Origin of the sequence: Streptococcus mitis (assembly GCF_946190285.1) — a bacterium.
Taxonomy (GTDB): domain Bacteria; phylum Bacillota; class Bacilli; order Lactobacillales; family Streptococcaceae; genus Streptococcus; species Streptococcus mitis_CP.
Window position 1 is genome coordinate 110,131 of the sequence record NZ_CAMHZX010000004.1, and the last position, 20,928, is coordinate 131,058.

The 20,928-nt window shown below is 42.1% G+C and carries 19 protein-coding genes; 7 read left to right on the forward strand and 12 right to left on the reverse strand.

Annotation, left to right across the window (positions count from 1 at the left end; translation table 11 throughout):
• Positions 1-59: 59 nt before the first annotated feature.
• The gene (locus N8L39_RS06785) at positions 60-1,904 is read left to right on the forward strand and encodes an APC family permease (protein ID WP_261010436.1); all 1,845 of its coding nucleotides are present in this window, start codon (positions 60-62) and stop codon (positions 1,902-1,904) included.
• Positions 1,905-2,189: 285 nt separating this feature from the next.
• Here N8L39_RS06785 and N8L39_RS06790 read toward each other — a convergent pair whose 3' ends face one another.
• The 4 genes from N8L39_RS06790 to N8L39_RS06805 all read right to left on the reverse strand — a co-directional run bounded on the left by N8L39_RS06790 (position 2,190) and on the right by N8L39_RS06805 (position 6,234).
• Positions 2,190-4,154, reverse strand: a complete 1,965-nt coding sequence (locus N8L39_RS06790) for a peptide ABC transporter substrate-binding protein (RefSeq protein ID WP_261010435.1) — start codon at positions 4,152-4,154, stop codon at positions 2,190-2,192.
• Between the two features lie 137 nt (positions 4,155-4,291).
• Positions 4,292-4,426 (reverse strand): 50S ribosomal protein L34, encoded by a 135-nt coding sequence (gene rpmH / locus N8L39_RS06795; protein WP_000831905.1) that lies wholly within the window; start codon positions 4,424-4,426, stop codon positions 4,292-4,294.
• A 144-nt stretch (positions 4,427-4,570) separates the two neighbouring features.
• Positions 4,571-5,785: a pyridoxal phosphate-dependent aminotransferase gene (locus tag N8L39_RS06800; RefSeq protein WP_000666455.1), complete on the reverse strand. Its 1,215-nt coding sequence runs from the start codon at positions 5,783-5,785 to the stop codon at positions 4,571-4,573.
• 155 nt (positions 5,786-5,940) lie between these two features.
• On the reverse strand, positions 5,941-6,234 hold the full coding sequence (locus N8L39_RS06805) for a hypothetical protein (RefSeq protein WP_261010434.1): 294 nt from the start codon (positions 6,232-6,234) through the stop codon (positions 5,941-5,943).
• A 161-nt stretch (positions 6,235-6,395) separates the two neighbouring features.
• Here N8L39_RS06805 and N8L39_RS06810 point away from each other — a divergent pair, with 161 nt between their 5' ends.
• Entirely contained in the window at positions 6,396-6,848 is a 453-nt protein-coding gene (locus N8L39_RS06810; RefSeq protein WP_000079152.1) for a universal stress protein, read from the forward strand.
• A 272-nt stretch (positions 6,849-7,120) separates the two neighbouring features.
• Here N8L39_RS06810 and N8L39_RS06815 read toward each other — a convergent pair whose 3' ends face one another.
• Positions 7,121-8,512 carry a Cof-type HAD-IIB family hydrolase gene (locus N8L39_RS06815; protein WP_261010433.1) on the reverse strand — a complete coding sequence of 464 codons (1,392 nt, stop codon included), beginning with the start codon at positions 8,510-8,512 and terminating at the stop codon, positions 7,121-7,123.
• Between the two features lie 65 nt (positions 8,513-8,577).
• Between N8L39_RS06815 and N8L39_RS06820 the strand changes: the two genes are divergently transcribed.
• Complete coding sequence (locus N8L39_RS06820) at positions 8,578-9,540, forward strand: asparaginase (RefSeq protein WP_261010432.1); 963 nt, start codon at positions 8,578-8,580, stop codon at positions 9,538-9,540.
• A 52-nt stretch (positions 9,541-9,592) separates the two neighbouring features.
• Here the strand turns inward: N8L39_RS06820 and ccpA are convergent, their stop codons facing one another.
• Complete coding sequence (gene ccpA, locus N8L39_RS06825; RefSeq protein WP_020900851.1) at positions 9,593-10,603, reverse strand: catabolite control protein A; 1,011 nt, start codon at positions 10,601-10,603, stop codon at positions 9,593-9,595.
• A gap of 236 nt (positions 10,604-10,839) precedes the next feature.
• Here ccpA and N8L39_RS06830 point away from each other — a divergent pair, with 236 nt between their 5' ends.
• Positions 10,840-11,157, forward strand: coding sequence for a DUF960 domain-containing protein (locus N8L39_RS06830; RefSeq protein WP_000886035.1), 318 nt, complete (start codon positions 10,840-10,842; stop codon positions 11,155-11,157).
• A 198-nt stretch (positions 11,158-11,355) separates the two neighbouring features.
• Here N8L39_RS06830 and folK read toward each other — a convergent pair whose 3' ends face one another.
• From folK to N8L39_RS06860, 6 genes are all read right to left on the reverse strand, one after another.
• Positions 11,356-12,168 (reverse strand): 2-amino-4-hydroxy-6-hydroxymethyldihydropteridine diphosphokinase, encoded by an 813-nt coding sequence (folK, locus tag N8L39_RS06835; RefSeq protein WP_261010431.1) that lies wholly within the window; start codon positions 12,166-12,168, stop codon positions 11,356-11,358.
• A 157-nt stretch (positions 12,169-12,325) separates the two neighbouring features.
• A complete protein-coding gene (gene folE, locus N8L39_RS06840) occupies positions 12,326-12,880 on the reverse strand; it encodes a GTP cyclohydrolase I FolE (protein WP_000380931.1) in 555 nt (184 codons plus the stop codon).
• Positions 12,861-14,183, reverse strand: a complete 1,323-nt coding sequence (locus tag N8L39_RS06845; protein ID WP_261010430.1) for a bifunctional folylpolyglutamate synthase/dihydrofolate synthase — start codon at positions 14,181-14,183, stop codon at positions 12,861-12,863. Before N8L39_RS06845 ends, folE begins: the two co-directional genes overlap by 20 nt.
• A gap of 1 nt (position 14,184) precedes the next feature.
• Positions 14,185-15,165: a dihydropteroate synthase gene (gene folP / locus N8L39_RS06850; protein ID WP_261010429.1), complete on the reverse strand. Its 981-nt coding sequence runs from the start codon at positions 15,163-15,165 to the stop codon at positions 14,185-14,187.
• Between the two features lie 93 nt (positions 15,166-15,258).
• Positions 15,259-15,966: a CPBP family intramembrane glutamic endopeptidase gene (locus N8L39_RS06855; RefSeq protein WP_261010428.1), complete on the reverse strand. Its 708-nt coding sequence runs from the start codon at positions 15,964-15,966 to the stop codon at positions 15,259-15,261.
• A 52-nt stretch (positions 15,967-16,018) separates the two neighbouring features.
• A complete protein-coding gene (locus N8L39_RS06860; protein WP_261010427.1) occupies positions 16,019-17,437 on the reverse strand; it encodes an NCS2 family permease in 1,419 nt (472 codons plus the stop codon).
• Between the two features lie 189 nt (positions 17,438-17,626).
• On the opposite strand from N8L39_RS06860, the gene N8L39_RS06865 reads away from it, so the two are divergent.
• The 3 genes from N8L39_RS06865 (at position 17,627) to N8L39_RS06875 (ending at position 20,907) form a co-directional block, all read left to right on the forward strand.
• Entirely contained in the window at positions 17,627-18,439 is an 813-nt protein-coding gene (locus N8L39_RS06865; protein ID WP_261010426.1) for a Cof-type HAD-IIB family hydrolase, read from the forward strand.
• Positions 18,440-18,663: 224 nt separating this feature from the next.
• Complete coding sequence (adhP, locus tag N8L39_RS06870; protein ID WP_000649185.1) at positions 18,664-19,683, forward strand: alcohol dehydrogenase AdhP; 1,020 nt, start codon at positions 18,664-18,666, stop codon at positions 19,681-19,683.
• Between the two features lie 234 nt (positions 19,684-19,917).
• Entirely contained in the window at positions 19,918-20,907 is a 990-nt protein-coding gene (locus N8L39_RS06875) for a PTS sugar transporter subunit IIB (protein WP_004258131.1), read from the forward strand.
• Positions 20,908-20,928 lie beyond the last annotated feature (21 nt).

Genomic DNA, 20,928 nt, shown 5'->3' on the forward strand with positions numbered 1-20,928 from the left:
GCTATTTTTCCAAAGCAGTATAATAGCACTTATTGAAATTTTCAGAAAAGGAAAATACCATGTTTACAAAATTAAAACAGACCTTTATCGGTCGTCCTCTTAAGTCCTTAACAGAAGGCGAGGGAGGGCTGCTGGGAAAAATGCAGGCCTTGGCCATGTTGTCAAGCGACGCTCTATCTTCCATTGCCTATGGGCCTGAGCAAGTAGTCCTCGTCTTGGCTAGTCTCTCTCCACTTGCTATATGGTGGAGCCTTCCTATCGGCCTTTTTGTCCTCCTACTCCTGGCCAGTCTGACCGTTTCCTACCGTCAAATTATCCACGCCTACCCTCAAGGAGGAGGGGCCTATATGGTTACTCGAGAAAATCTATCGCCCGAGCTAGGCTTGATTGCTGGAGGTAGTCTGCTGGTTGACTACATGCTGACTGTGGCAGTATCGGTATCATCTGGAGCTGATGCTATCACAGCAGCTCTCCCTGCTCTCCACCCTTACAATCTCCACATCTCCATTTTTCTAGTTTGCTTGCTCATGCTTTTGAACTTACGGGGGTTGAAAGAATCTGCCAGTTCACTGATGATTCCTGTCTTTCTCTTTATCATTAGTACTGTCTTTCTCTTGCTCTATGGAATCTTTCAACTAGTAACTGGTTCTCTCAGCTATCAGGCGACTTCTCCTATCGGCCATGCTGTACCGAGTCTGTCTATCGTTCTCATTCTAAGAGCCTTTACCAGTGGTTCTGCCTCTCTAACAGGGGTTGAAGCTATTTCAAATGCCGTTCCCTTCTTCAAGACTCCGAAAGAGAAGAATGCTGCTCAGACCTTGACCATTATGTCATTGATTTTAGGTTTTCTTTTTGCAGGCATTACCTTCCTAAACTACTGGATGGGGATTATGCCTCAACACGGAGAAACTATTCTTTCACAGATGGCTCAAGGCATCCTTGGTAATTCCTTCTTTGGCCACCTTGGCTATTATACCTTCCAATTCTCCACAGCCTTGATTTTAGCCGTAGCTGCCAATACTGGCTTTTCAGCCTTCCCTATGCTGGCCTACAATATGGCTAAAAACAAATATATGCCCCACCTCTTTATGGAAAAAGGAGACCGCCTAGGCTACTCTAATGGAATTTTAACTCTGGCTTTTGGGGCTATGATTCTTCTTCTCATTTTTAACGGCAATACCGAACGTTTGATTCCTCTTTATACTATCGGTGTCTTCGTTCCCTTTGCCCTTTCTCAGACTGGGATGATTCGCCATTGGAAAAAAGAAAAAGGGGCAAATTTCTTAAAACCTGCCCTTGCCAATATCCTTGGGGCCATCATTTGCTACGCGATTGTACTGATCCTGCTCTTTTTCCGTCTCAGCGATATCTGGCCTTTCTTCCCGATTATTCTCGTACTCACCCTACTTTTCTTAGCCATTCACAGTCATTACCAAAAAGTAGCCCAACAACTGCGACTCTATGAAGGAATCGAAAAACGTACCTACGATGGCAATCTTGTACTCGTTCTAGTAGGGAATGTCACACGCGTCAGCGTTGGAGCCATTAACTACGCTCAAAGTATCGGGGATGAAGTCCTAGCTATGCACATTTCTACTAAGGAAACAGCAGAAAAAGACCAAGAAATTCTCCAAGAATTTACCGATTACTTCCCAACCATTACTCTGAAAAACATCAAGACCAGCTACCGTGACATCATTACGCCTACTGTCAAGTATGTCAAACGGATATCCGAGGAAGCCCAGAAAAAGAACTATACAGTCACTGTTCTGGTACCCCAGTTTATCCCTAATAAACCTTGGCAAAATATCCTGCACAATCAGATGAGCCTCAAACTCAAATACGCCCTTCGTTGGCACCAGGACGTCGTTGTCGCTAGCTACTCCTATCACTTAAAAGAATAAAGAAAAGGCCCTACCAGAAGCAAGAAGCTCTGGTAAGGCCTTTTCTGAATCCAGCCACTATGCTTATACTCAATGAAAACCAAAGAGCAAACTAGGAAGCTAGCCGCAGGCTGCTCAAAGCACTGCTTTGAGGTTGTAGATGAAACTGACGAAGTCAGCTCAAAACACTGTTTTGAGGTTGCAGATAGAACTGACGAAGTCAGTAACATATATACGGTAAGGCAACACTGACGTGGTTTGAAGAGATTTTCATTGAGTATTAACTGAAAAGCGTGACTAGAAATATCATTGAATGTGGTTAGCTAAATCTTCCTGAGCTTTTTTATTTGACTCAGCTTTTTCTTTTAGCCATTTTTCATAAAGTTCTTGGTACTGTTTAGCAGTTACTGGCTCTTTTTGCAATTCAACATATTTATAGTTGTCCGCATTTCCCTTATGACCAACGAATGAGAATGGACCTGTAAATGGTACAGTCTTACGGAAGATTGGGTTGGCTCCACCACTTTGAACTGGTAGGAACAAGGCGCTATCTGTCAACCAAGCTTGGGCTTCAGCATATTTTTCATAGCGAGCTTGAGTATCTGTGATTTCCGCATCAGCCTGATCCAAGAGTTTCTTGTAGTCAGAAAGACCAATCTTGTCCTTGACTTCCTTGTCTTTTCCTTCAGTCAAGCCCATATTTTTCAACTGAGAACCTGTCTCTGGATCAAGGATCGCTAGGTAAGTCTTAGGATCTGAGTAATCTCCACCCCATCCTGAGATGTCGATATCATAGTCTTTTTGTTCTGCTGTATCTGCAAAGTAGGTTGCCTGGTCTTTTTCATCCGGAGATAGTTGGATAACATCGATAACCACATTATCCTTACCAAGAGTTTCTTCCACTGTTTGTTTGAAAGATCCAGCCTGTTGCACATCCAACTTAGCAGTCTGGTCAACTGGCATATCCAAATGAATTGGGAAGGTTACTCCCTGTGCTTGCAGGCTTTCTTTAGCCTTAGCAAACTTCTCTTTGGCCTTGTCAGGGTTCAAGAAGGCTTGCTTACCATCGTTTAGGTTAATATTTGCCCAATCTTTACCGTAGTTGACAATTTTTTCATTGACAATATCACCAAAGTTCTTATCGCCAACTTGGACAAAGTTACTTGGTGTAACCGTGTTACGCAAGATACGGTCTGCTCCATCTTCACCATTTGTCTGCGCTGCATAAGCATGACGGTCAAAGGCAAAGTTGATAGCCTGACGGAAATCTTTATTTTGCATAGCTGCGCGTGCATCTGTCTTTTCCTTATCAGACTGCTTCATAGTCTGCTTGTAGCTTTGACGATTGACGTTGAAAAGATAGTAGAAGGTAACTGAGTTTTGTGGTGTATAGGTAATCTTGTCCTCATTTCCCTTTTTGAGTTCAGCAAAGACTGAGCTTGTTGGGAAGATACGGCCGTCCGTATAGTTACCATCCAAGAAACCTCGAGCAATGCTGTCTTGGTCAGAACCATCAAAGAAAGAGAGCTTCACTTTCTCGATTTTGACATTGTCCTTATCCCAGTAATTAGGGTTTTTGTCAAATTCAATCAAAGATTTGGATGTGAAAGATTTAAACAAGTAAGGACCATTTGACAAAATACTTGATGGTGTCACACTTCCAAAGTCATCTCCCTTAGACTTCAAGAAGGCTTCATTTACAGGACTAAGAATACTTGCTGTTGTTTTAGAGTTCCAATAAGTTTCAGGTTGGTTGAGGGTGTATTGTAGTGTGTAATCATCCACTGCCTTCACACCAACAGTTCCAAAATCAGATGATTTCCCTTCAACATAGTCTGCTAGCCCCTTGATGGAGTCTTGCACCAAGTACAAGTTCTCAGCTTTTTTATCAGCCGCATACTTAAGACCAGTCACAAAGTCATGAGCCGTTACATCCGCATACTCTTCTCCTTCAGAAGTATACCATTTAGCCCCCTGACGGATTTTATAAGTGTAAGTCAAACCATCTTTTGACACTGTCCATGACTCAGCCATAGAGGGAATGAGATTGCCATACTGATCATTTTCCAACAAGCCATCAATCAAGTTGGCTGTGATACTAGATGTAGAGTCTCGAGTAGAGGTAATGTAATCCAAGGTATCTGGGTTATTGACAAAGATATAAGAGTAAGTCTTATCTGCATTACTTGATTGGGAAGACCCACATGCCGCTAGAGCTAGACTCGCTGTCAAAGCCATAGCTCCAAAAAGCATAACTTTTGATTTCTTCATGATTATTCTCCATTTTTTACAGTATGTGAAATATTATACACCATTTGAGCAAAAATATAAAGCCTTTTGAACTTTTTTACAAAAATAAAAATCAGTAGACTCGAGTTCCTACTGATTTTTGATATAGTTCGTTTGGATTATGCAGCCAAAACTTTGCGTCCTTTACGACGACGAGCTGCCAATACGCGACGACCGTTTTTAGTTGACATACGGTTACGGAATCCGTGTTTGCGCGCACGACGAAGTTTACTTGGTTGATAAGTACGTTTCACGATGAATACCTCCTCATAGATTTTGTATTCGTTTAGCCGGCTATAAAGTGATCAGTTACTAAACATACTTTACTATTCTATCTGATTCTTTCACTTTTGTCAATAGCTCTAGGCAAATGTTTCCAGCTTTTTCTAATGTAAGCCCTATCTACGATACTGTTTCAAGAATCGAGTCATCTTTTCTTGGATTTGGGCTAGTTCATCAACACGCGGAAGATAAACGATACGGAAGTGGTCTGGTTCCTGCCAGTTAAAGCCTCGACCGTGAACCAAGAGAACCTTTTCTTGCTTCAAGAAATCAAGGACAAACTGCTCATCATCATCGATACGGTACATATTGCGGTCGATTTTAGGGAAGATATAGAGCCCAGCCTTGGGTTTAACAGCAGACAGACCTGGAATATCTTGAATAGCATTGTAGATGAAATTTCTTTGTTCATAAATTCGTCCACCAGGAAGGAGCAATTCGTCGACTGATTGGTGACCACCCAAGGAAGTTTGTACGACTTGTTGGGCCAAAACGTTAGAGCAAAGGCGCATATTGGACAGCATATTGAGACCTTCGATATATCCTTTAACGTGTGTCTTAGGTCCAGACAAGACCATCCAACCTACACGGAAACCAGCGATACGGTGCGATTTTGACAGACCATTCATGCTGACACAAAAAACATCTGGTGCCAAGCTCGCCACAGGCGTATGCACATGCCCATCCATTACCATGCGGTCATAGATTTCATCCGCAAAGATGATCAAATCGTTCTGACGGGCAATCTCAATAATCTCCAGCAAGAGTTCCTTAGGATAAAGGGCTCCGGTTGGGTTGTTTGGATTGATAAGGACGATTGCCTTGGTATTGGAAGTGATTTTTGACTTGATATCGTCAATATCTGGGTACCATTCTGCAGCTTCATCACAGATATAGTGAACTGCATTTCCCCCAGCTAGGCTGACAGCGGCCGTCCAGAGAGGATAGTCAGGCATTGGGACTAAGACCTCATCCCCATTGTCCAAAAGCCCCTGCATAGACATGACAATCAACTCACTGACACCATTTCCAAGGTAGATATCATCAATATCTACATTTGGGAATTTCTTCAATTGACAATACTGCATGATGGCCTTACGGGCTGAGAAAATCCCTTTAGAGTCAGAATACCCTTCACTATCACGCGCATTCATAATCAAGTCATGAATGACCTCGTCTGGCGCTGTAAAGCCAAATTCTGCTGGATTTCCTGTATTCAGACGTAAAATCTTTTCTCCGTTTGCTCGCATCCGCATGGCTTCTTCCAATACAGGGCCACGAATATCATAAGCAACATGCTCTAACTTACTAGACTTGTTATATTCTTTCATCTTGTTTCCTCAATTCATCAGGATAGTAACATTATACCACTAGAAAGAGAATGCGACAAGTTTGCTGAAATGTGTTACTAGATTCAGATAGAAGAAAAGCCTCACTAAAAGCGAGGTCAAGACAGTGGAGATAGCAGGTGTTTTGCCAAAAAACATCACATACCAAAAGATAAACCTAGAAAAAGCAAGCCTAAAAAGGAGTCATAGAGAAGATTGAACATGAGGAAAAGCCCCCATATCATCAAGTAATCCCAGCGACCACTTCTTTTTGCAACTAGGAATAATAGCAGATGGTAGAGTAGGTGAAAGACTAAAAAGCCAATAAAACCTGGATAGAGAAGTGGAATCAGCTTTTCTAATTGCCAGATCATAATCACTTCTACCAAGACTGAAACCAGGATGATTCCATAATAAAGGAAATTTGATTTTTGAAAAGCGTTTTTCATCATTCTCCCTCCTTTCACTTCTTCCCTGCTATCCTTTCTTTTATTTTATCATATATTTATATAGTTTTTAAGCACTAACATTCTTTTGAAAAATACTTTTTTTACTTTACTTCTATAGTGAAAAGGTTTACAATTGTAGTAAGAAAATTTCAGGAGGTTTCATTATGGCACAACGTTACCAAAATATTATGGTCGCAATCGATGGTTCTAAGGAAGCGGACTTGGCTTTTGTCAAGGGAGTTCATTCTGCTCTACGAAACGACGCTAAACTCACCATCGCTCATGTCATTGACACACGCGCTCTCCAAAGCGTATCCACCTTTGATGCTGAAGTTTACGAAGAACTCCAAGTCGATGCTGAAAGTCTGATGAAAGAATACGAAAAACGTGCGAAAGATGCTGGTGTGACAGATGTTCATATCGTCATTGAAATGGGAAATCCAAAGACTCTCTTGGCACGTACTATTCCAGATGCTGAGGAAGTGGACCTCATCCTCGTTGGCGCAACTGGTCTCAACGCCTTTGAACGCCTCTTGGTCGGTTCTTCATCTGAATACATTCTCCGCCATGCTAAGGTCGATTTGCTGGTTGTGAGAGAACAAGAAAAAACTTTGTAATCACGAAGAAAAGGAGCTTAGCGCTCCTTTTTGTTTACTATTTATACTCTTCGAAAATCTCTTCAAACCACGTCAACGTCGCCTTGCCGTAGGTATGTTACTGACTTCGTCAGTTCTATCTGCAACCTCAAAACAGTGTTTTGAGCTGACTTCGTCAGTTCTATCTGCAACCTTAAAACAGTGTTTTGAGCTGACTTCGTCAGTTTCATCTACAACCTCAAAGCAGTGCTTTGAGCAACCTGCGGCTAGTTTCCTAGTTTGCTCTTTGATTTTCATTGAATATTATTTCTCTCTTTATGGCGTTCATAAGCCTTGAGCTGACGCTGCAGTTCCTTTTTAATAGCGGGTTCGGGAGCATATTTTTCTTCCCAATCATCTGGTTTTAAGATTTTGTGGGTCACTGGATCAAAATGGGCCTTGCCATCTGGGAAAATTTTCCCCATATTGGCCTGATGGACAATGTCAAAAATACGTTCTGGGTCCACCCCCATCAAGACAAAACTACCGTAGGTGAAGTAAAGCGTGTCAATCAAGGCATCCACTTGCCCTACCAAATCTTGCTGGGCAGGCGTCTTCTTGGCTACCTTATCTGCTGCCTTATCAAGGGCCTGATGAAGTTGCGATAGAGCTTGGCCAAAATCCTCTTCCGAAGGACTGGCAGCCCGAACAAACTCCACCAATTCTTCTATCTTAAAGCCAGCCCTATGGGTTGCACCCTCTAAATCCCAAGCTCGAGGTTCTTCTTGTGTCCGTTCATCCATCATGTGGTGGAAGGTCTTGACCTTATTGAAATGATAGTCACGACTGACAAAAACTTTTTCTGAAGCCAGAACACCAAAATGTTCCAAGGCCTTGTGAATGCCGTCTTGCTGATTGCTGGTGGTGATGTGTTTGGCGACTTCCTTAACGCTGCTACTACCATTTCCCATAGCAACGGACATACCGACACCAGCCAGCATCTCTAGGTCGTTGTCTGAGTCACCAAAGGCCATGACTTGGTTGAGGTCAAAGCCATATTCTTTCCCAACTCGGCGTATACCTTCCAATTTGGAATTTCCCCTATTGATGACATCCGCAGCAAATGGATTGCTACGTGTCAATTTCAAATCTTCAAAATCAGCTGCCGCCTTCTCAGATTCTTCTGGCGTCATTAGCATCAAAACTTGGTAGATAGGCTGATTCATCAGATGAAGCAGGTCTTCTTCCTTTTGGGGAACAACCTTGCTGACCATACGATTAAAGGAATGACTCACCGTACGGGTTAAAACAGATGGAACGAAGCGACTGATTCGTTGGGAAAAAGAACCCAGACCAAAAGACATGATTTTAGACCCCAGCATGGCATCCTTGGTCCCTAGAGCAATCTCCTTGCCTTCTTTTTTAGCATAAGTAATTAGCTGGCGCAAATGTAACTTGGAAATCGGGCTCGTGAACAAGACTCTGTCTTTGGTAAAGATATACTGGCCATTGTAGGTTACCGCAAAATCCAAATCCAAATCGTCCATCAATTCCTTAACAAAAAAAGGTCCTCGTCCTGTTGCTACGCCAACCAGCACCCCTTGTTCTTTGACAATCTTAATCGCGTCCTTAGTGGATTTCAAAACACTCTTGCGATCGTTGACCAAGGTTCCATCGATATCAAAAAAAACAGCTTTGACTTCCATCCTATCCCAATCTCCCCTTTTGTGATACAATGATTATACCACATTTCAGAAAGAGTGAGTAAATCATGCCTAAGAAAATCCTTGTTTTACATACAGGTGGGACTATTTCCATGCAGGCCGATGCTTCTGGCGCTGTTGTGACGAGTTCAGATAATCCCATGAATCATGTGTCTAACCCACTTGAAGGAATCCAAGTCCACGCCTTGGACTTTTTTAACCTGCCAAGTCCCCATATCAAACCCAAGCATATGCTGGCCCTCTACCAAAAAATCAAAGAGGAAGCTGCTAATTACGATGGGGTGGTAATCACACATGGGACCGACACTTTGGAAGAAACAGCCTATTTCCTTGATACCATGGAAGTTCCCCACAAGCCCATCGTTCTAACAGGGGCCATGCGTAGTTCCAATGAACTCGGTAGTGATGGTGTCTATAATTATCTGAGTGCTTTACGAGTTGCCAGCGATGACAGGGCTGCTGACAAAGGAGTTTTGGTCGTTATGAACGATGAAATCCACGCTGCCAAGTATGTTACCAAAACACATACGACCAATGTCAGCACCTTCCAGACTCCTACTCACGGGCCACTTGGTCTGATTATGAAACACGAAATCCTCTACTTTAAAACAGCTGAGCCCCGTGTCCGCTTTGACCTCGATCACATACAAGGATTAGTCCCTATCATCTCAGCTTATGCTGGTATGACAGATGAGCTGATTGATATGCTGGATTTGGATCAATTGGACGGTTTGATTATCCAAGCCTTCGGAGCTGGTAATATTCCCAAAGAAACGGCTCAAAAACTAGAAAGCCTTCTACAAAAAGGAATCCCAGTCGCTCTAGTATCACGATGCTTTAACGGTATTGCTGAGCCTGTTTATGCCTACCAAGGTGGGGGCGTGCAGTTGCAAAAATCTGGTGTCTTTTTTGTTAAAGAACTCAACGCCCAAAAAGCCCGTTTGAAACTCCTCATCGCCCTCAATGCTGGATTAAAAGGACAAGCCTTAAAAGACTATATGGAAGGCTAACCTCTTCTCTAGAAAGCAAAATCAGGAAATCTTCACGATTCCCTGATTTTTTCTATTTACGTTTTCGTGTTGAACGACGTTCTGTCAAACCATGAGGTAAGAGAACTTCACGTTCTTCCAATTCTTCCTTGTGCATAATCTTCGTCAACATACGCATACTGATGGCACCAAGGTCATAAAGAGGTTGGGCAATAGTTGTCAAGTTTGGACGGGTAAAGCGTGAGATTTGTGAATCATCACTCGTAATGATTTCAAACTCTTCTGGCACTGACACACCGTGGTCAGCCAAACCATTCAAAACACCTGCTGCCAGCTCGTCACCTGTTACAACTGCTGCAGTTGCATTTGATGAAATCAAGCGTTCTGCCAAGGCATAGCCATCTTCGTAAGTATATTTAGACTCAAATACCAATCCTTCGCTATAAGAAATACCTGCTTTTTTCAAGGCTTCCTTGTAACCAACCAAGCGAACCTTACCATTGATGTCATCCACTAGTGGACCGCTAACAAAAGCAATACGCTCGTTTTCTTTAGCAAGGTAGGTCACTGCATCAATCGTAGCTTGTTTGTAGTCAATATTAACACTTGGGAGTTGGTGTTCCACATCCACTGTCCCTGCAAGAACAACTGGTGTCCGAGAACGAGAAAATTCTGAACGAATTTTTTCAGTCAAGTGGTAACCCATAAAGATGATACCATCCACTTGCTTAGAAAACAGGGTATTGACAACTGAAACTTCCTTGTCATCATCCTCATCACTGTTAGCAAGGACGATATTGTACTTGTACATTTCAGCGATATCATCAATCCCTTTGGCAAGCGTTGAGAAATAACCATTGGTGATATTGGGGATCACGACACCAACAGTGGTTGTCTTTTTACTTGCAAGACCACGCGCCACGGCATTTGGACGGTAATCCAAACGATCAATCACCTCAAGTACTTTTTTACGGGTATTCTCTTTTACATTCTTATTGCCATTGACTACACGGCTAACCGTCGCCATTGAAACTCCTGCTTCACGGGCGACATCATAAATCGTTACTGTATCGTCTGTATTCATTCCATTTCCTTTCTATATCATACCTCACGAGACTCCAAAAAAGAGACGGTATGAAAATTTCGTTTTCATGATTCTACTTATTCCATTTTATCACTATTTGTAAACACTTTCAAGCGTTTTTTGAAGATTATTTGAAAAAATTTCATAGGAAGCTATGTTTATGAAGAAAAAATCGCCTTTTCTTGATTTTTAATCCTATTTGCTGTATGATAAGGGAAAAGAAAGGGGGAAGAAATATGGCTTTTACCAATACCCACATGCGGTCTGCTAGTTTTGGCATTGTTACCAGCTTGCCTGATGATGTCATTGACTCTTTTTGGTATATCATCGACCATTTCTTAAAAAATGTCTTTGAATTGGAAGAAGAACTCGAGTTTCAATTGCTCAATAACCAAGGAAAAATTACCTTCCACTTCTCAAGTCAACACCTCCCTACAGCCATTGATTTTGATTTTAACCATCCCTTTGACCCTCTTTATCCCCCGAGAGTCCTAGTTTTAGACATGGACGGTAGAGAAACTATCCTTCTCCCAGAAGAAAATGACCTATTTTAATACTCAATGAAAATCAAAGAGCAAACTAGGAAGCTAGCCGCAGGTTGCTCAAAATACTGTTTTGAGGTTGTGAATAGAACTGACGAAGTCAGTAACCATACCTACGGTAAGGCGACGCTGACGTGGTTTGAATTTGATTTTCGAAGAGTATAAAAACTCTAGCCTTCAGTTGCAAGTGACTGAAAACTAGAGTTTTTTCTATTTTTTCAAAGCATTATACAAGTTACGGATAGGTTGCTTTAATGTCGGATGGATAAAATGAGGCGCAATTTCTTGTAGAGACTCAAGAACAAAAAGGCGTTCTGCTATGTAAGGATGGGGTAAAATAAGGTCATCTGTATAAAGGATCTGGTCCTCCACAAAGAGCAAGTCCAAATCAATCAAACGAGGTCCCCAATGCACTTCTCTCACCCGTCCCATCTCTGACTCAATGGCTAACAAGGTCTCTAATAGAACTGGGGCCGGCAAACAGGTTTCAACCTCAACCACTTGATTGGTAAAGCTATCCTGCTCAACACCGCCCCAAGGCTCCGTCGTCAAGACACTGGACTCTTTGAGAATATGAATACCTCGATTTCGCATCTTCTCAATCGCTTGCTCCAAATTTGCTTGCTTATCCCCCATATTGCTTCCCAGGGCGATAAAGGCCCGTTGCTTGCGACGATGAATGGTTACCGAGCAAGTATCTAGTGGTAAATGCACTGGCGCCCAAGGTTTTTTCAGTTCCAGCTTTATTTCTTGGACAAGAGGATAGGCCTCAAAGGTACGTTCTACCAGTTTGTAGGCTACCGTTTCAATCAAGTCCTCAGTTGTTTCCTGAAACCAAGTCGTCCACTGCTGACACAGTTCTCCGTAATGGACAGAAGCCGTTAAATCCAAGTCTGTAGCCGCCTTGGTCATATCATAGGATAGGATTGCGGAAATAACAAACTTCTGCCCCAATTCTTTCTCACTAGGAAAAAGACCATGATAGGCAAAAATTTCCAAATCCTTAATCTGCAGTTGATCCATAATGATTCCTTTCTAGAAAAATCCGCTTCAAGCGGATTCTTTTTATACTCAATGAAAATCAAAGTGCAAACTAGGAAGCTAGCCGCAGACTGCTCAAAACACTGTTTTGAGGTTGCAGATGGAAGCTGACGTGGTTTGAAGAGATTTTCGAAGAGTATTATAGTCCCATTAAACGATAAGCTTGGTCTCGGAGGTCCTTATCTGTTTCAAATAGACCACGAGCTACTGTCGTTAAGGTTGCTGTGCCTGGTTTTCTGACACCACGCATGCTCATACACATATGTTCCGCCTCAATGACAACAAAGGCTCCTTTAGCACCTAGATAGTCCATCAAGGCATCGGCTACTTCGATATTCAAACGTTCTTGAATTTGCGGCTTTTTAGAATAAACTTCAACCGTACGGGCTAGCTTAGACAAACCTGCCACACGGCCATCTGGAATGTAGGCAATATGTGCTCTCCCATAAAATGGTAGAAAGTGGTGTTCACACATGGTATGGAAAAAGATATCCTTTTCTACCACCATATTATCGTCAATAATCTCAAAAGATTTTGACAAATGTTCCTCCGCTGTTTGACCAAGCCCTGAAAAAATCTCTTGGTACATACGGGCCACACGAGCAGGCGTTTCCTGCAAGCCCTCACGGTTAGCGTCCTCTCCGACAGCCTCGATAATCATTTTTACAGCTGTTTCAATCTTTTGTGTATCCATTTTCGTTCTTCCTCTCCATCAGATAGGCTCTCACTTGGCTCAAGAAATACAAGGAACCCGTGACAATCCTAACTGTTTGTTTCTCTTCTTTTTTATCTGTCAATTTCTGCTCTATAAAATCCTGCCAACCTTGGTAGCTGAGATTTCTAGACTTGGCTGCCTCTTTCAACACGTTTTCATCAGTCGCCCGACTATCGTCAAAATGTGTCAGGGTAAGCTCGGTATCTGGCATGGCCCCCAGCAAGTCCAACATATCCTCCAAGGCCTTGGTTTTGATACAAGTAAAGAGGATTTCCTTACGATAATCCGCAAAGCGTTCTTGCAAGGTTGCCAATAAAGCCTTGATAGCATGGGGATTGTGGGCTCCATCCAAAATCATCAAGGGTTCTCTTGACACGATTTCCAAACGCCCTGGCCAACTTGTTTCTTCCAAGGCTTGAGCAAGCAAGGTATTAGCTGGTAGCTCTCGACCATCTTCTTGACAAAAATTATCAAGTAAAGCTATGGCCATCCCAGCATTCTCTATCTGGTGCAAACCCAACAGGCCAGTTTGGAAGCGACCTTGTCTGACAACACTTGTATAGTCAAAGACTTCGCCTGTAACCACACTCTTTTGATGGCTGACCTGATAATCTGTCCCGTAGGAAAATCTCGGCGCATCTTTTCCTTCCGCAATGCGGTCAATCACAACCAAAGCTTCTGGAGCGATACGACCTGTCACCAAGGGAATACCTTGTTTGATAATACCAGCTTTCTGCTCTGCTATGGCTTCCAAGGTGTCACCAAGTAGGGCTACATGGTCCAATCCAATAGTCGTAATTCCTGTCAAAATAGGCTGACAGACATTGGTACTATCTAAAAGTCCACCCATGCCGACTTCCATGATGGCCACATCTACTTGCTCTGAAGCAAAGTAGTCATAGGCTATGGCTGTAATTATTTCAAACTCAGTTGTCCCCTGCAAATTGGTAGCCGATACCCCTTCCAACAAAGACTGATAGTCTGCCATGAGGGCTTCCAGTCTAGCCTCGAGAATGGATTCCCCATTGATGCTAATCTGGTCTGTGTAATGAATGAGATAGGGCGAGCTGAAAACACCAACTCTCAGCCCTAGCTTCTCTAGCATATTTTTCAAAAAAGCAATGGTAGACCCCTTGCCATTGGTCCCTCCGATATGGATGACCTTGAGTTTGAGATGGGGATTTCCACGCAAAGCTAATAGTTCCACCATTCGTTCCAAACCAAAGTGCGGTTGGTCCGTCCGGTAGTTGGCAATCCACTGATTGTTTTGAATTTCGTTCATCTTACTTGTATTGTTTTAAATCTAGATTTTCCGCATCATCTGCCAGACGAATGGCGGAGGCAATTTCAACTGCCATCTTGTGACTAGCTACGTCATGCACGCGCACCACTTCTACACCCTGTCTCGCAGCAATACTGGTTACATGAGCCGAAGCTGTATCTCGATTGCGGAAACCATGTTCTGTCTCAGGATTGACTTCAAAACCATTCTCTTCTAGGATATTGATGACAAATCGCTTGCGCGACACTCCAAGAAAGATTGGATAACCTTTCTGATGGAGTTTATCCAGGTCCCGTAAAAGAAGCAGATTTTCTTTCTTGGTCAGACCAAAGCCGATTCCCGGATCCAACAGGATATTTTCTTGTGCAATTCCAGCTTGATTTGCTCTCGCTAGTGCTCGTTCAAAGAAAGTCTCCATCAACTCTTCGATTGGTAATTTTTCGAAGTCAGCTAACTCTTCCACTGTAAAAGATTGATTAAATCCAAAATGAGGGAATATGAGCGAGCTAGGATGCTGAGGTCGAGCCATGACTGGGTTAAACATAATGACCACTTTCGCTCTCGCTTCAGCTACCACATGGGCCATTTTTTCATCACCCATGAGACCAGTGATATCATTAACTAGATTAGCACCAGCAGCCAATGCAGCTTCTGCTACCTGACTCTTCCAAGTATCAATAGAGATGAGGACATCACTTTCCTTGCGAATCGCTTTAATCACTGGAACAACACGCTGGATTTCCTCTTCTATCTCAACATAGCTACTTCCCGGCCGAGGCCGAGTTGATTCTCCGCCGATATCTAGCATGCTCGCCCCTTCTGCTATCAATTTACGAGCCTGCTGGAGTGCCTGCTCAAGAGCAAAAAATTGACCACCATCCGAAAAGGAGTCTGGGGTTACATTGATAATTCCGCAAATAGCTGTCTTTACATGATTAGCTTTAGTTGACATATCGGTCACTCCCTCAAGGCTTTTCACCATATTATTTCTCTATTTTACCATAAAAAGAAAAAGATGGACACAATTGCATTCATCTTTTTCCCAGTAGAAACAAGTAAGCAATTGTCAAAAATCTTAAACAGAGATCCCTAATGTCCGACTCAAAATCACCACGAGAGCCAACAAACAGAAAACAACCCCATTCACAATCATGTGAAGTAAGATAGACATTTCCAAACGTTGGGTCTTGTAAGCCGTCCAAGACAGAACGATCGACATAACTCCATAAATCAATAAAGAAGGTAAATTACTCGGTTGATGCAATAAAGCAAACACAACCGTACCGACTACAAATCCCAAGTTCTCTTTCCCTCGGAAAATCTTTTTAGGAACAATCCCACGACACAAGATTTCCTCACAAATCGGAGCAAGCAAGACTAGCAAGAAGAAGCTAGAAATCAGAGAACTATTCTGAACCATATCGTTAATCTGAGACTGGTTAGCTGTTGTCGTCTCATTTGACAGTTGTAACAAGATAGAACCAAGTATATTTGAACAGATAATGACTAAATAACTTAATCCCAATCGTGCTAGGTCCTTAGCTCTAAAAAAAGAAAAATTAAAACTTGCTAATTGCGTTTTACGAGCTCCAATAATAAATAGCACCAGAACCACAATCGAAATACCAGCAACTATCAGTCCTGACTGTAATAGCGGTACTTCTCTTAAGGTTAAAATAGCAGTAACCCCTATAGGAATCTGATATAAAATTATCGCCAGCAAAAAGATTAACAGCCAGCCTGCACGATTCAATAATTCTTTCCACATATTTTTCTCTTTCATCACCCATCTCCTTTGTATTAAAAAAGGGGGAAAATCCCCCTGGGTCATTCTATTATAGTGCCATGCTGATATAGTTAAGGATAAACAAGGCATCCAAAATCCAAATCATGACATGAACATCTTTGGCTTGACCTTTAACAAGCTTAGTCAAAGTGTAAGTCAAGAAACCAACTGCAATTCCTTGAGTGATAGAGTAGCTGAATCCCATAAAGATAGATGTGAAGAAAGCAGGAACCGCTTCAGCCATATCATCCCAATGGATATTTTTCAAGCTAGCCAACATCATAATCCCAACGATAATCAAGATTGGAGCTGTAGCAGCTGTTGGTACGATAGCTAGAAGTGGGCTAAAGAAACTTGAAATTGCAAAACAGATTGCCACAACCAAAGCTGTCAAACCAGTACGTCCACCTGCACCAATACCAGCAGCAGACTCAACATAAGTCGTTACGTTTGAAGTACCTGCGATGGCACCAATAGAAGTACCAATCAAGTCAGAGTAAAGAGCCTTATCCAACTTAGCTGATTGGTGATTTTCACCATTTGTCGCTACGATACCAACTTTTTCACCTGTACCGATCAAGGTACCAATTGTATCAAAAATATCTGTCAATGAGAAGGCAAGAATAGCCATCAGAGTTTCAGGCAAGCGAGCTGTATCTGAAATCAAAGCTCCCAAACCTTCTGAACCAAGAGCTGCACCAAAGACTGTCTTCAAATCTTCAAAGGCTGCACCAACATGGTTATTAGCAAAATCGATGCTTGACAAATCTACCAAACCAACTGCGATAGCAAGAATAGTTGTTGTCAAGATAGAGAGGATAATTCCCCCTTTAATTCCTTTGATAACAAAGAAGATTGTAATGGCCAGTCCTGCAAGTGCCACCAAAACAGCTGGGTTATTAAAGTCAACCAATCCTGGAACTGCTGAAGAGTTTGCTGCAATCGTTGCTTTAGCTTTGTCAGCCCCTTCTCCTACAACAGTATAGTTACCTGGATCGATCGTAAATTTCAAAAATCCAGCATTCTTAATTCCTACGTAGGCAAGGAAGACACCGATACCAGCTGAAATAGCTGAGCGAAGAGCATTTGGAATCGATTCAATGATCATTTTACGAACATTTGTCAAGGTAATAATCAATGAGATAATTCCACAGATAAAGACCATAGCTAGGGCTTCTTGCCATGAATAACCAAGCCCAAATACAACTGTAAAGGTAAAGAAGGCATTGAGTCCCATACCTGGCGCTTGAGCATATGGTAAGTTGGCGTAGAAGGCCATCATCAGGGTACCAGCAACTGCACCGATAATCGTTGCGAGGAATACACCCTGAGCAGGCATTCCTGTTTGCGAAAGAATTTGTGGGTTTACAAAGAGAATATAGCTCATTGCAAAGAAAGTTGTTAAACCAGCGAGAACCTCTGTACGAACGTCTGTACCGTTCTCTTTTAGTTTAAATAATTTGTCCATTATCAATCTCCTTTTAATTTTTACGAACAATAATAGAATTATATCATTTATCATTCACTTTTTCAATATCTTTGTTTGATTTATTTAAGAATTTGATGAAATTTCTTTTTTTGTTTCGAATCTGCTTTTCTGCCTGCTTTCTGTTATAATAGTAGACATCTTATCTGAAAAGACACTAGAAAGGTCCCTATGACGAAAAAAATTATTGCAGTTGACCTGGATGGAACCCTGCTCAACTCAGACAGTCAAATTTCTGACTTTACCAAAAAAACCATCAAAAAAGTTACTGAAAAAGGCCATCAAGTTATTATTACGACAGGGCGCCCTTACCGCATGTCAAAAGATTTTTACCGTGAACTAGGCTTAGACACTCCTATGATTAACTTCAACGGCTCCCTCACTCATTTACCAGACCAAGTTTGGGATTTTGAAAAGTGTTTAACCGTAGACAAAAAATATCTGCTAGATATGGTTCAACGTTCAGAGGACATTCAAGCCGATTTTATCGCTGGAGAATACCGTAAAAAATTCTACATTACAAATCCTAATGAAGAAATTGCCAATCCCAAACTATTTGGTGTAGAAGCTTTCCAGCCTGAAGATCAATTTCAGCCTGAGTTGGTAACCAAGGACCCTAACTGTATTCTGTTGCAGACCAGAGCCAGTGACAAATATGCCTTGGCAAAAGAAATGAACGCCTTCTACCAGCATCAACTGTCCATCAATACCTGGGGAGGTCCGCTCAATATCCTTGAGTGTACCCCCAAAGGTGTCAATAAGGCCTTCGCCTTAGACTACTTGCTCAAGGTAATGAATCGTGACAGAAAGGATTTAATTGCCTTTGGTGATGAACACAATGATACCGAAATGCTCGCTTTTGCTGGGAAGGGTTATGCCATGAAAAATGCCAACCCAGAGCTACTCCCTTATGCCGACGAGCAAATTTCTCTGACCAATGACCAAGACGGTGTTGCCAAAACCCTGCAAGATTTATTCTTATAGTCCATTCTGATCAGCTTGCAAGCTGGTCTTTGTGCTCTTTTCACAGTCTCGTCAACCGGTTAATCGATTGTTCTATTTTTTACCTCCAAAACCTTGGAAAAGGCTTTCTTTTGTGATATAATTCACATATAAATACAAGAGAGCTCGTCACACTCGACTCTGTTGAAACATAATCAATCCAGTCCCGTTGTCCCTGTTCTCAGTCAATATCAAGGAGGATAGCTATGAAAGCTGTTGTTGTAAATCCAGAAAGCACTGGTGTTGCTGTTGAAGAAAAAGTACTCCGTCCACTTGAAACTGGGGAAGCACTTGTAGAAATTGAATACTGTGGTGTTTGCCACACTGACCTCCACGTTGCCCATGGCGACTTCGGTCAGGTACCAGGACGTGTCCTAGGTCACGAAGGTGTTGGTATCGTTAAAGAAATTGCCCCAGATGTAAAAAGCCTTAAAGTCGGCGACCGCGTCAGCGTTGCTTGGTTCTTTGAAGGATGTGGCACTTGCGAATACTGTACAACTGGTCGCGAAACCCTTTGCCGTACAGTTAAAAATGCTGGCTACTCAGTAGATGGTGGTATGGCTGAACAATGTATCGTAACTGCAGACTATGCTGTCAAAGTTCCTGACGGACTTGATCCAGCCCAAGCCTCTTCTATCACATGTGCTGGTGTAACAACCTATAAAGCTATTAAAGAGGCCAAAGTTGAACCAGGTCAATGGGTTGTTCTTTACGGTGCTGGTGGACTTGGTAACCTAGCTGTTCAATACGCTAAAAAAGTATTCAATGCTCATGTCATCGCAGTTGATATCAACAATGACAAACTTGCCCTTGCAAAAGAAGTAGGTGCTGACATTGTGATTAACGGCCTCGAAGTTGAAGATGTACCTGGACTCATCAAAGAAAAAACTGATGGTGGAGCTCATTCAGCTGTCGTAACTGCTGTGTCTAAAGTTGCCTTCAACCAGGCTGTTGACTCAGTTCGTGCCGGTGGTCGCGTAGTCGCTGTTGGTCTTCCTTCTGAAATGATGGAACTCAGCATCGTCAAAACCGTTCTAGATGGAATCCAAGTCATCGGTTCTCTTGTTGGAACTCGTAAAGACTTGGAAGAAGCCTTCCAATTCGGTGCAGAAGGTTTAGTAGTTCCAGTTGTTCAAAAACGTCCAATAGAAGATGCCGTAGCCATTTTCGACGAAATGGAAAAAGGTCAAATCCAAGGACGTATGGTACTCGACTTCACCCACTAATCTAATAAAAACCTATTTTAAAAGTTGGAATGCGCTTCCAACTTTTTTATATTAAATTTTTAAATAAGGATTCAAAAAAACTTCTCCAAAACTCAATATATCAATATTTTCAGATGTAATCTTTTTAATTATTTTATGATAAATAGTTGATTTTTAGATGAAAACGGTTTATACTTAAACAGTCTTAAAGTTTTCTTAAACGAAAACTAAAACAAAAAAGGAGGAATGACAATAATGAGTATCGGAATCATTATTGCGAGCCACGGCGAATTTGCTGCGGGTATTCATCAGTCAGGTTCTATGATCTTTGGTGAACAAGAAAAGGTTCAAGTCGTAACCTTTATGCCAAATGAAGGTCCTGATGATCTATACGCTAAGTTTAATAACGCTGTTGCTGCATTTGACGCAGAAGATGAGGTTCTAGTTTTGGCTGACCTTTGGAGTGGATCTCCATTTAACCAAGCTAGCCGCGTAATGGGAGAAAATCCTGAGCGTAAGTTTGCCATCATCACAGGACTTAACTTACCGATGTTAATTCAAGCCTACACAGAGCGCCTTATGGACGCTGCTGCAGGTGTAGAAAAAGTCGCTGCGAATATCATTAAAGAAGCCAAAGATGGCATCAAGGCTCTTCCAGAAGAGCTAAACCCAGTTGAGGAAGTAGCAAGCGCTGCAGCTGCTCCAGTTGCCCAAGCTGCTATCCCAGAAGGAACTGTTATCGGAGATGGAAAACTCAAAATCAACCTTGCTCGCTTAGACACTCGTCTACTTCACGGTCAGGTTGCAACTGCTTGGACTCCAGATTCAAAAGCAGACCGTATTATCGTTGCTTCAGATAACGTAGCTAAAGACGAATTACGTAAAGAATTGATTAAACAAGCAGCTCCAGGTAAAGTGAAAGCAAACGTTGTTCCTATCCAAAAACTAATCGACGTTGCAAAAGATCCTCGCTTCGGAGGAACACATGCCCTTATCTTGTTTGAAACACCTCAAGATGCTCTTCGTGCTATCGAAGGTGGCGTACCAATCAAAACTCTTAATGTTGGATCAATGGCTCACTCAACTGGTAAAACAATGGTTAACAACGTTTTGTCTATGGATAAAGAAGACGTTGCTACATTTGAAAAAATGCGTGATCTTGGTGTTGAATTTGACGTACGTAAAGTACCAAACGACACGAAAAAAGATTTGTTTGACTTGATCAACAAAGCAAACGTGCAATAATCGATTTTATGAAAGGATTTT